Source organism: Streptomyces sp. 11-1-2 (assembly GCF_003595545.1).
GTDB classification, from domain to species: domain Bacteria; phylum Actinomycetota; class Actinomycetes; order Streptomycetales; family Streptomycetaceae; genus Streptomyces; species Streptomyces hygroscopicus_B.
The window spans coordinates 4,865,313-4,876,965 of record NZ_CP022545.1 but is presented as its reverse complement, the minus strand read 5'-3'; the positions used below and the strand labels follow the sequence as shown (position 1 = coordinate 4,876,965).

7 protein-coding genes are annotated in these 11,653 nt (G+C 72.7%); 3 read left to right on the top strand and 4 right to left on the bottom strand.

The window, feature by feature from the left end:
• Positions 1-38: 38 nt before the first annotated feature.
• A complete protein-coding gene (locus tag CGL27_RS20360; RefSeq protein WP_119989127.1) occupies positions 39-2,048 on the top strand; it encodes a glycosyltransferase family 2 protein in 2,010 nt (669 codons plus the stop codon).
• Between the two features lie 103 nt (positions 2,049-2,151).
• Here the strand turns inward: CGL27_RS20360 and CGL27_RS53170 are convergent, their stop codons facing one another.
• Positions 2,152-4,155, bottom strand: coding sequence for a glycosyltransferase (locus CGL27_RS53170; protein ID WP_119989125.1), 2,004 nt, complete (start codon positions 4,153-4,155; stop codon positions 2,152-2,154).
• A 231-nt stretch (positions 4,156-4,386) separates the two neighbouring features.
• Positions 4,387-6,432 (bottom strand): hypothetical protein, encoded by a 2,046-nt coding sequence (locus CGL27_RS20350; protein ID WP_119989123.1) that lies wholly within the window; start codon positions 6,430-6,432, stop codon positions 4,387-4,389.
• A 168-nt stretch (positions 6,433-6,600) separates the two neighbouring features.
• Between CGL27_RS20350 and CGL27_RS51015 the strand changes: the two genes are divergently transcribed.
• Positions 6,601-8,493 (top strand): glycosyltransferase family 39 protein, encoded by a 1,893-nt coding sequence (locus CGL27_RS51015; RefSeq protein WP_205587724.1) that lies wholly within the window; start codon positions 6,601-6,603, stop codon positions 8,491-8,493.
• 322 nt (positions 8,494-8,815) lie between these two features.
• Here the strand turns inward: CGL27_RS51015 and CGL27_RS20335 are convergent, their stop codons facing one another.
• Positions 8,816-9,274, bottom strand: coding sequence for a hypothetical protein (locus tag CGL27_RS20335; protein WP_119989121.1), 459 nt, complete (start codon positions 9,272-9,274; stop codon positions 8,816-8,818).
• On the bottom strand, positions 9,271-9,510 hold the full coding sequence (locus tag CGL27_RS20330) for a hypothetical protein (protein ID WP_119989119.1): 240 nt from the start codon (positions 9,508-9,510) through the stop codon (positions 9,271-9,273). Before CGL27_RS20330 ends, CGL27_RS20335 begins: the two co-directional genes overlap by 4 nt.
• Before the next feature lie 774 nt (positions 9,511-10,284).
• Between CGL27_RS20330 and CGL27_RS20320 the strand changes: the two genes are divergently transcribed.
• On the top strand, positions 10,285-11,538 hold the full coding sequence (locus tag CGL27_RS20320) for a helix-turn-helix domain-containing protein (protein WP_119989115.1): 1,254 nt from the start codon (positions 10,285-10,287) through the stop codon (positions 11,536-11,538).
• The last annotated feature ends 115 nt before the right edge of the window (positions 11,539-11,653 follow it).

Genomic DNA, 11,653 nt, shown 5'->3' with positions numbered 1-11,653 from the left:
CCCCCGACCCGTCGAGAGCCCGGAGTCAGGAGGCCGTCATGCCCGCTGTATCCCGACCTCGTGTCAGTGTGATCATCCCCGCCTACAACGCCCTGCCCGAGCTGACCCGCGCCGTCACCTCCGCGATGGACCAGACCCTGGGCCCGGACCGGGTCGAGATCATCGCGGTGGACGACGGTTCGACCGACGGCACCGGCGAGGAGCTGGAGCGGCTCGCCCGCATCTGCTCCGCGCTGCGCGTCATCCACCAGGAGAACTCCGGCTGCGCGGGCATACCCCGCAACACCGGACTGGACCACGCCCGGGGCGACTTCGTCTTCTTCCTCGACTCCGACGACTATCTGGGGCCGGACGCGCTGCGCCGCATGGTCGCCATGGCCGACGCCCACGGCACCGACATCGTGCTGGGCAAGATCGCCTCCGTGGGGGGACGGGCCGTGCCCCGGGCCGTCTTCCAGCACAATCAGCCCCGTACCGACGTCTTCTCCTCGCACGCCTATCTGACCCTGGGCCCGTGGAAGCTGTTCCGCCGCTCCCTCATCGAGCGGCTGCACCTGCGCTTCCCGCCCTACCGCAACTGCGAGGACAAGCCGTTCACCGCCGCCGCCTACCTCAACGCATCCGGCATCTCGGTGGTCGCCGACTACGACTGCTACTACGTCCGCTACCGCGAGAACCGCAACAACCTCACCCTCACCGCCGCCGATCTCGCCCACCGCATGGACGGCACCCGGCTGTGCTTCGAGACCGTGGCCCGCTATCTGGAACCGGGCCCGCGCCGGGACCAGATCATGCGCCGCCATGTGGAGTGGGAGCTGTGCGGTCCGCTGCGCGCCCTGCTGCCCCGCGAGAGCGAACAGGAGGCGCGGGAGCGGTTCTTCCCGGAGTTCCGGCACTGGGCGAGGACGTGGGTGAGCGACGCTCTCTTCCAGCGGCTCGACGCCCCCGACCGGCTGCTGATCCAACTGCTGCGCGCCGACCGCTTCGACGAGGTGCTGACCGTGGCCCGGAACGCGGGGCGGGACGGGCGGCGCGGCCATCTCGTCGACAAGGGCCGGGTCTACTGGCTCCATCCGTTCTTCCGGGACCATGCCGCCGCCGTCCCCGACGTCTGCTTCGACGTCACCGACCGGCTGCCGGTCCACCACCACCTGGAGGCGGCGAGCTGGTACGGCGGGGCGCTGCGGCTGGCCGGCCACGCCTATATCGAGGACGTCGAAGCCCTGGACCCGGCCACCGAGATCGTGCTGCGCAAGTACCGGGCCGACCGCCCCGAGGTGCGGGTGCCCACCACGCCGTGCCTGTCCGCCAACCCGCTGCCCGGGGAGGGGCGGCGGTACGAGATGGCGGGCTTCACCGCCGAGATCGACCCGGCCACCGCCGACGGCGGGGCCCCGCTGGAACGAGGGCTGTGGAACATCTACCTGGACGTCCGCGCCCAGGGCGTCAGCCGTACGGTGCGGTTCGGCAACCGCCGCGACGGCGGTGAGGTCACCCATCCGTCCCGGCGCCGCGTCACCACGTCCCAGGGGACGGAGGTGGTGGTGCCGTACTACACCCCGTACGGCAATCTCTCGCTCGACGTCGGCGAGATCGCCCATCCCCTCGACCCGCCCTGTCAGGTGCTCCGGACCCTCTGGCGCACCCGGAGCACCCTGCTGGTCGGCGGACGGCTGACCGAGGACGCGGCGCGGGACGGCGGGACGCTGCTGCTGCGCGCCGAGGGCGGTACGGGCACGGTGCACGAGGTGCCGGTGCGCTGTGAGCCCGGCGGCTCCACGTCCGCCTTCACCGCCTGGCTGCCGGTCGGCAGGCTGGGCACGGGCCGCTGGACGCTGACGCTGATCATGGACGGCCCCGGCGAGGACACGCCGCGCCGCTCCGCGGTCGTGCCGTACTTCGACCGGCTGGACGCGACCCGCTGGCTCCGCTTCGGCTGCCGTCCGTACTACGCCAAGCCGGTGGCCCTGGGCCCGGCCCGGGCTCTCGGCCTGGAGGTGGCGCCGATCAAGGTTGCCACGGGGGTGCGGCGGCGGCTGCGGGGGTGAGCGGGGCCATCGTCCACGGAGCCACCGCCATCGTTCGCCCCGGGGTCACCGCTCACGGGTCACCCGCCACGGGGTCACGGCTCATGAGTCACCCGCCACGCGGTCACCACCGCAGCCGGTTGCGTACGGCGGCGAGCAGCCGGACCGGCGCCACCCGCAGCTCCAACGTCACCTCGCCGCGCCCCATCAGCGGCTTGGCGTAGTACGGACGGCCGCGGCGCACCCAGCGGGCGCCGGGCAGCCGGGCGGGTGGCGGGACGGGCGCGGCGGGCGCGGGGTGCTCCGGGGCCTGGTCGCCGGGGCCGATGACGGCAAGCGTCACCGTCCACCGGCCGCGGCCCAGGTCCCGCACCGGCAGCCGGGCGGTGAAGGCACCCGCCGGATGCCCCGCGGCGAACCGCACCGGATGGTCGAAAACCCGTCCGTCGGCATGCTCGGCGCGCAGCCGCAGCAGTCGCCCGCGCGCCGGGGTGCCGGGCGGCAGCAGCCGTCCGGCGACGACCAGGGTGCCCTTGTCGGACGGATGCCATACGGCCTCGGTCACCTCGCAGGGCGCGCCGCGCGGGGCCGGGCCGATGTCGAGGGAGAGATTGCGGTACGGGCTGGTGAAGTACGGCGTGACCCGGGCGCGCAGCCCGGGCCCGGCGGCCACCACCCGGCGCGCGGTGCCGATGTCGAGGGTGTCGTCATGGCGGTTGCCGAACCGTACGGTGCGGCTGATGCCCTGGGCGCGGACGTCGAGGAAGACGTCCCAGACGCCGGGGCGCAGTGGTGCGCCGCCGTCGGCGGCGGCGATGTTCACATCGGCCGCGAACTCCGCGGGGTCGTCCTCCGCCGTGGCCACCGCCGGGATCCGCACCTCGTCCGGTGCCTCGCGGCGGCGCAGCACCAGCTCGGCGCGATCCTCCTCGGGGTCGGCCGCCAGCCCGTCGATGGCCGCCCGGCCGCGCACCCGCAGGGTGCTGCGGCCGTGCCAGGCGGCGCCCGCGAGGTGGTGGCGGACCGGCAGCCGGTCGGTGACGTCGAAGCAGGCGTCGGGGACTTCGGCGTCGGGGTCGCGGAAGAAGGGGTGGAGCCAGTAGACGCTGCCCTTCTCGACGAGATGGCCGCACCGGGCGTCGCGTTTGGTGTTGCGCACGACGGACAGCAGGTCCTCGAAGCGGCCGGTGCGCAGCAGATGGACCATCAGCCGCTCGGGGGCGGTGAGGGTGGGGAAGAGCGTGTCGGAGCAGTGGGCCAGCGCCCATCGGCGCAGTTCGGGCAGGAACCGCTCGCGGGCCTCGGTCTCGTCCTCGCGCGGCAGGGCGCGCAGCGCCGGGCACAGCTCCCGCCGGATGTGGTGGAGCATGACGGCGTCGCGGCGGGTGCCGGGCCGGGTGTGCCGGGCGGCGGTCTCGAACAGCGGCCGCATGGCGTCGACGCGGTCGGCGAGACCGGCGGCGGTGCGGCCCCGGCCCGGGCCGAGGTGGTAGCAGTCGTAGTCGGCGACGACGGAGATCCCGGAGGCGTTGAGATAGGCGGCCGCGGTGAAGGGCTTGCCCTCGCCGTGGTGGAGGTGGGCGGGGAAGCGCAGCCGGAGCCGTTCGATCAGGGAGCGGCGGAAGAGCTTGCAGGGCTCCAGGGTGGCGTAGGCGTGGGAGCTGTGGGCGTCGGTGCGCAGCTGGTTGTGGCGGAAGACCGCCTTGGGGACGCCGCGTCCGTCCGGGGAGACCATCTTGCCCAGGACCACGTCGGTGCCGTTCTGGTCGGCCATCGCGACCATGCGGCGCAGCGCGTCGGGTGCCAGGCGGGCGTCGGCGTCCAGGAAGAAGACGAAGTCGCCGCGGGCGCGGGCCAGTCCGGTGTTGCGGGGGCCGCCGGCGCCGCCGCGGCAGGGGTGGGGGTTGCGGACGACATGGAGCGAGGGGCAGCCGGCGGCGAGCCGGTCCAGCTCCTCCGCGGTGCCGTCGGCCGATCCGTCGTCGACGGCGATGATGTCGAGTCGGCTGAGCCCGAGGGTCTGCTCCATGGCGGAGGTGACGGCCCGGGTGATCCCGGGCATGGCGTCACGGGCGGGGACGATCACGCTGACACGGGGAGGCGGGCCGGGGCGGTGATTGCGCGGCATGCTGGCTCCGGAGGGTGTGCGGGGGGCTCAGGAGACGTGGGAGGGGGGCTCCTGGGGGCGGGGCCTGGGGTGGAAGCTCATGGTGAGGGCCTGGGGTGAGGTCCGGGTGTGGGGTGTGCTGCTACCGGGTGACGTACATGTGGGGTGACGTACATGTGGGGTGACGTAGCTGTGGGGTGTCGTGCATGTGGGGTGACGTGCTGTCGGATGACGTACCTGTGGGATGTCTTGTTATCGGATGACGGACCAGCGTCCGACGCCGGGGGGCGGGGCCGTGTGGAGGTCACGCAGCCGGACGACCGTCTCGCCCTTCTCGGCGAGCGCGTCGACGGCGTCGGTGAAGCGCTGGATGGACGGTGGGGTGGTGGGGCCGAGCAGAAACTCCTTCACCTCATGGCGGGCGGTGCGCAGCTCGTCGAGGCACGGGTCGAAGAGCGGGCGCAGGAGGTCCTGCATGCCGGATGCCCCGGGCCCGAGCAGATAGGCCGCCCGGGCCACGACGTTCTGCCGCCGGAATTCCTCCTCGCCGAGCCCCGCCGGGGCGGTGAGCGCGTACGGCTTGAGGGTGGCCAGGAAGTCGCCGACCACGTCGGAGAGATCGCCGATCAGCAGATCGGTCTGGTCGAAGCAGGAGTGGAGGGTGGGCACATCCCCCTCGATCACCTGGTGGAGCCAGGGCGGTGAGGCCGCCCAGTGGGCCTGGTGCCACTGCCGGCGCAGGCCCTCGGCCTCGGTGAGCAGGGCCGGATCGGGTGCGGCCCGGTCCCGCGTGAGCATGGCCTCGTCGGCGTCCGCCCGGCGCAGCCGCGCGTCCAGCGCCGCGATGCGCTTGGTCAGTTCGGCGCGGCGGCGGGCGTCCTCGGTGCGCTGCGCCTCGGTGCGCTGCGCCTCGGCGTCCTCGGGCGCCTCGCCGAGGGCGTCGGCGGTGCGCCGCTCGTTCGCGGCGTGGATCAGGGCGACGATGCGGCGGTGGGCGGCGCGGGCCTCGGGGGTGCGGTGGCCGGTGGGGGGATGCGGCCGGTAGAGCACCCGGAGGGGGCGTTCGCTGTCCAGCAGCGCTCGTACGATCGGCTCGCCCGCCGCGCCGTCGCGGGTGGGCGCGTACAGCACGGTGGGCAGGGGCGCGGGGGTGTGGCCGGTTCGGTCCACGCGCAGTCCGTCGAGCTGGGGGCGGCCGATCTCCACGATGTCGGCGTCCTCGACGCCGACCGCGGCCTGGACATGGCGCCGGCGCCCCGCCTCGCCCGCGACCCACACCTGGTCGTAGACCTTGCTGTACGGATCGACGGCGGCGGCCTCGTCGCCGTCGCCGCCGGGGGCCAGGAAGACGTGCTGCATGGTGGGGATGCGCAGGAGGTGGATGTTCCGGCCGGTGTTGGCGGGGTAGAGCGCGACCCGCACCCCGCCCAGGTCCAACTGCGACAGATGCGCGGCGCTCGGCACGCACAGCACCGGCAGCGGGGTCGGTTCCAGTGCCTCCAGCAGCTCCCGTTCGCGCACGATGACCAGGGACGGGGTGGGCAGCGCGGCCACCGGCCCCAGCCATCGGGTGAGCTGGTCGGCGCGGTCGCGCGGACCGGAGAAGTACAGCACCGTGCGCGGGCGGCGATGGATCAGCCAGGCGTCGACCTCGGCCAGCACCTGGGCGGCGCCGGGCAGCCGGCGGATGGCCCGGACGAGGTACGGGACGAGCGCCACGACCGTGATCAGGCAGGATCCGGCGGCGAGGGTGAGCGCCGCCACCACCCAGCGGGCGTCGCCGGTCATCAGCGACGCGGTCAACCCGAGCAGGGCCGACAACTCGTAGACCAGCATCCGCTGACCGGGCCATTCGGTGAGTCTGCGGGGCGGCCGGTCGCTGATGTCCAGTCGGCGCAGATCGATGTTGCGGGCCGCGACCGCGAGGGCGCGGCGCCGCCGGATCAGCGTGATGAGCGCGGCGTGCAGGGCCTGCCCGGCCAGCAGGCACAGCACCAGCGTCATGGCCGCGGCCAGCCCGATGGGGCCGGTGACATGGAGTCGGCCGAGCAGCAGGAGCAGCAGGACGCAGCGGATCTCGAAGCGGGACGTGGCGCCCATGTGCAGCCGCCCCAGACGGGCCATCAGCCCCGGTTCGGTGCGGTGCAGCAGCAGCTCACAGCCGCAGCCCGCCAGCCCCGCCGTGGCGAAGACCCCTCCGGCCCCGGTGAGCGCCGCCACCGCCAGGGTCACCAGACACCCGGTCAGCGCGGCGAAGGCCACGAGGCCGCGGGGGTTTTCGATACCGAGGCGGTTCATGACGCGTGCCCTTCGCGGCGGATGTGTCGTCCTGACTGCACACTGTAGGCGAATAGTCGTATTTATGCCTTTTGTTGTCATGCGGAGTAGATGAGGGTGAGGGTGAGGGTGAGGACGAGGGTGCGGAAGCATGATGGGATCTCCGTGCCGACGGCGATCGTGCTCCCGATGGCCGTCATGCTCGGGCTGGGGCTGTGGGGCCTGGACCGGGGCACGATGTGGCGGGACGAGTCCGCGACGTACCAGATGGCCACGCGGACTCTCCCTCAGATCCGCGACGCGCTAGGCACCGTGGACGCCGTCCACGGCCTCTACTACCTCCTGATGCACCCGCTGCTGGCGCTGCACCCCTCCGAGGTGACCATGCGTCTGCCATCGGTCCTGGCCGCGGTGGCCGCCACCGCCCTCGTAGCCGCCCTGGGCTGCCGCCTCGCCCGGCCCAGGGTGGGCCTGTGGGCCGGACTGCTCTACGCGGCCACACCCGTGGTCACCCACTACGCCCAGGAGGGCCGCTCCTACGCACTGGTCGCGGCGGGCGCGGCCTGGGCGACGTACCTGCTGGTGGGCGCGGCGGGACTCGCCGTGGGGGCGGCGACGGGGGGCGCCCGGGGGGCCGCGACGGGGGCGACGCCGGGGGCCGCCACGGGGGCCGCCACGGGGGCCGCCACGGCGGACCGGCCCGCGCCGGACCGGCCCGCGCCGGGTCGAGGGGCCGCCGGGGCGGGCTGGTCCGCGGCGGGTCCGGGCGCGGGCGCCGGGCCGGGGGTGGCGTCCCGAGGGGCTGGGTCTGCCGAAGCGCCCGGGCCCGCGGGCGGGGTTGCCCGAGCGGCGGGGCCTGCGGGCGAGGCGGCGCCGGGTCCGGCGGCAACCCCGGCGGACCGGCCCGCGCCGGATCAGGCGCCCACGCCCGGGCCCGGGGCGGTGTCCCGAGCGGCTGGGGAGGCGGGCAGGGTGGCACCGGGCGCACGCGTCCGTTCGGCCGTACTGGTACGCGGCGGCATGCCTCGCGTCGCGCGGCGGGCCGCCTCGGCACCGGGCCCGGAGCGGGCGGCGTCGGGAGCCGGGTGGCGGTGGGCGGCGTACGGGAGTGTGGTGGCCGTGACCGCGCTGCTGCACGTCTTCGCGGTTCTCATGCTTGCCGCGCACGCCCTGACACTGCTTGTCTCGCGCGCCCCGCGCCGGGTGTGGTGGGGCTGGGGGAGCGCGGCGGCCGGGGCGGTGGGCGTGATGGTGCCGCTGGCGGCGCTGGCGCGGCGGCAGAGCGCGCAGATCGCCTGGATCCGCCATCCGACGCCGGGTCGGCTGTGGGCGGTGGTCGAGGAGTTCGCGGGCCCCAGCGCGCTCGTCCTGGCCCTCAACCTCCTGCTGATCGCGGTCGCTGTGGTCCGCCCTCGATGGCGTTCGCTGACCGCGGTGGCCCTCCCCCTCTTCTGCGTCCCGCCCGTCCTCCTCTTCGCCCTCGCCCTCCACCGCCCCTGCTTCCACGAGCGCTATCTCCTCTTCACCCTCGCGGGCATCCCCCTGCTGGCCGCGGCGGGGGTGGACCGGCTGGCTCGGGTGTTGACCGACCGGCGTCGCGCCATGGTGGACCGGCGTCGCGCCGTGGTCGTGGCGGCCGGGGTGCTCGCGGTCGGCTGCGGCTTCGTCTGGCAGCTCCCGCTGCACCAGCGGGAGCGGGAGCCGTTGAGCCGTCAGGACGACCTGGCGGCGCTGGCCGCAGCGGTGGGCAGGCTCACCCGGCCGGGCGAGCCGGTGCTGTACGACCCGCCCAAGGAACGGCGGATCGCGATCGCCTATCCGCGCCCCCTCGCCGGGCTGCGCGACATCGCGCTGGGGACGCCCGGCCCCGCCTCCGGAACGCTCTACGGGGTCGACGTCGGCCGCGCCGAGCTGCTGCGACGCCTCGGCGGTGCGCGGTCGGCGTGGGTGATCGCGGCCGATGAGCCGGAGACGCGCCGGGCGAAGGCGACCGTGCTGACCGGGCGCTTCCAACTGGCGTACTCGCTGTGCCTGCCCGGCATCCGGCTGGAGCACTATGTGCGGGCGGGGCCCGCCCGCTGAACCGAGCACCCAGAGGGTCTCGAGGGCCCGGGGGTGACACCGCTGACCGAAGATCTCCGGAGTGGGCCCCGAGGGCTACGGCGGTCCCCCGCGCGGCGAACCGCTCCCCGAAGGCCCCGGCCGGTCACCTGCGTGGTCCCCCGTGCCGTGAGCCGTTCCTCGGAGGCGGAGGCCCCGGTGGGTCGACTGCGCGGTGAACCGCTCCCGAGGGCCCGCTGATGACCCGCACGGCGGATCGCTTGTCCGGTCGGGAGCGCCGCCGATCCCGCGCGGCCGGAGGCTACAGGGGAGCATCCCCGGCCGTGCGGGCGTCATCAGCAGCTCAGCCGGTGTCCTGGCCGGTCCCGATGAGGTAGCCGCCGAGTCCGGCAACCACCATGAACGTGGTCAGGACCAGCGGCCCGGCGAATCGCCCCAGCCACGCCACGGTGCGCCGCCGGCAGGCGCCCCAGCGTCCGGGGGCGCGGTGCGTGGCGAGCGTCCGGTCGGCGGTGCTGGCGCTGCGGGTCTGGGACAGCGTGGCCGTGCCGTGTCCGTCCCGGGGGCGTACGGGGTCCACGCGCCAGTAACGCTCAACGGTCACGAGGAACTGACCATGGCTCAGCCCGCGTTGCTGGGTGTGGAGGATGGTCCAGCGCGCGACGGGACCGGGGTCGCTGTCCACCCGCCCCGACGTGGCGGGGCAGGTCATGCACTCGGCGTGATAGATCCCGTCCGGCGCTGCCTGCGCGCGTTCGGCGCTGAGCACCAGGTCCGTGCCTTTAAGGATGGTTCGTGTCACTGCCACGCTCCCGGTTCGAACCGGCAGGGGCGGGTGTTGATCTCCCGATAGGTGAAGTGCTCCGGGTTCGCCTTCAGGTGGCCGGTCGCCCAGGCGTGCGCGGCGGCCTGCTCGTCGCTGGGCTGTCCGGTCTGCTCGCACACCGCGCACTGCATGGCGAATGTGATCGGTTCGGCGTCAGGCTCGGTGTCGGGGATGAGCTGGAACCCACGGAAACGGTACGTGGCCCGGTTCATGCCCGCCCCCTTCCAGAGATAGCGCTCCTCTTGCTGCGGTCGGGGTGGCGCTTGAGTAACACGGCACAGTCGGTGACCTTGCTCAGGTCCCCTGCCCGACGCGCCTCTTCCTTCTCGCGCTCCAGACGGGCGCAGGCATCACAGGCTGCCTTCCCGGGGGTCATGATGACTCCGCCTTTCGGAACGCTTCTTCCAGCCGTCGCCCCATCGGGCACGACCGCTTGCGGGTGCACTGTCGGCATTCCTGGCGGTGCATCAGGTAGGCCGCCTGAAGCTGCTCGATGTCAGCTACTCGGGGGGCCTCGGAGACCTCGTCCGTCATCCCGTTGCCTGCCCCTCGCGGATCCGGCACGGACAGGGATCGAAGCCGTACGTGGCGAGTACCTGCGCACGCCGACACTGTTCCTCCCGCTGCCGCTCGTACGCCGTCACGTAGGGCCGGACCTGGCTCACCTCACCGCCCCGCAGCACAGGAGCAGGCACATGCGGCAAGCGCACCTTCGGTGTGTCCACCACAAGGGCAGCGGCGGACCGGGAGTCGGCAGAGGATGGCTGAGAGCGTCGTTGACCGCCCCGTGTGCGCAGCACCAGAGACATCAGTAATTCGAAGATCCACCCGATAGCGTGGTGCACGTCGTCAACCTCCACGGGGTTGGTGGCCATGCCCCCGGACCGTCGCCACGGTCGCGGGGGTCTCGTGTCCCCAAGACCCTTCCGGGCTACCCTCTGTCGCTCCCATCCCATGGCCCTATAGAGCCGCCCTATATTGGAGGTATGGGAGAGAGTCCCGAGAACCTGTGGTCCCATCCCCAGCTAGTAGCGGCGGTCACCAGTGAAGATTGGGGCGCCCTCTTCCGCACGTACCGGAAGCTCACCGGTCTGAGTCAGACGAAGCTGGGGGAACGTGTCGGGCTTGTTCAACCCGACGTATCCGACATCGAGCGGGGCCGTCGCCGGGTGACCTCTACGGAGGTGCGGCAACGCATTGTGGCGGGGATCAACGTTCCTCTTGATCTGCAAGCCACAGCGGCGCAACTGGCAATGGACGCAGCCCCGGTCGCGGGACTGGCCCTCCCTGGAGCTGCTCTGGACGAAGACTTGTTGACTCGGGTGACGAGCGTCGTGAACGAATCACATCGCGTGGACGCCGCAACCCTCGATTGGCTTGACCGCTTGCTCGCCGAGCATCGCAGGGCTGAGGACCGGATTGGATCAAGGCCGCTGGTCGATGTGATGCGTCAGCAGCTCCATACCGTCGTCAACTTGTACGCGGGTGCTCGTGGCCAGTTGACGGATCGCGTGGTACGGCTCGCCTCCGAACATGCGCAGTTCCTCGCGTGGATGGCACAGGACCAGGACGACGTGGCCACCGCACTGGCGTGGTACGACCGCTCTCACGAATGGGCGTTGGAAGCGGGGGATGCCAACATGGCCGCTACGACGCTCAACATGAAGGCACACATGGCCTGGTCGAAGGGGCGTGCGACCCGGTGCGTACGCCTTGCCGAGGCTTCTCGCTGGTCGGCCCCTGGTACGTCTCTCGGCGTACAGGGCATGGCCGCGCAGATGGCCGCCCGAGGACACGCGCTTGAAGGTGAGGCGGACGACGCCCGCCGCCTCCTCGACGAAGCGCAGGCGCTCATCACCCGGGCGTCCGAGCGCCCCGAGGACGAGCCTGTCTGGATGTACTTCTACGACGAGACATGGTTCACCCTGCAACGTGGCATGGCGGCGCTGCACCTACGCGACTGGCATGAGGCAGTGGATCACCTCACGGTCGGTCTCGACGCGCTGCCGGACGAGTACCGCCGTGACAAGACCTGGTTCCGCGCTTGCCTGGCGCACGCGTTCGCCGGGGCGGGTGAGTCGACACAAGCCGTGTCGGTGGCTGTGGCGAGCATTCCTGATGCCTCCGCCCTGGGGCGTCCGCACTCATGGAATGAGCTGCATACCGCTGCCGCCCTGCTCATGCGACGAGGTGCGAAAGAAGGTCGCCAGTTGGTCACGGCACTCCGTGAGTACGACTGATGTTCTCAGTCTGCCCCGTTGTGGTCGGGGGCGTTGCTTTGTTCGGCACCGCCGCGCCGCCAATACTGGGCATCGCTTTGACGAGCAACATCTGACAGCGAATAACTTCGATCGC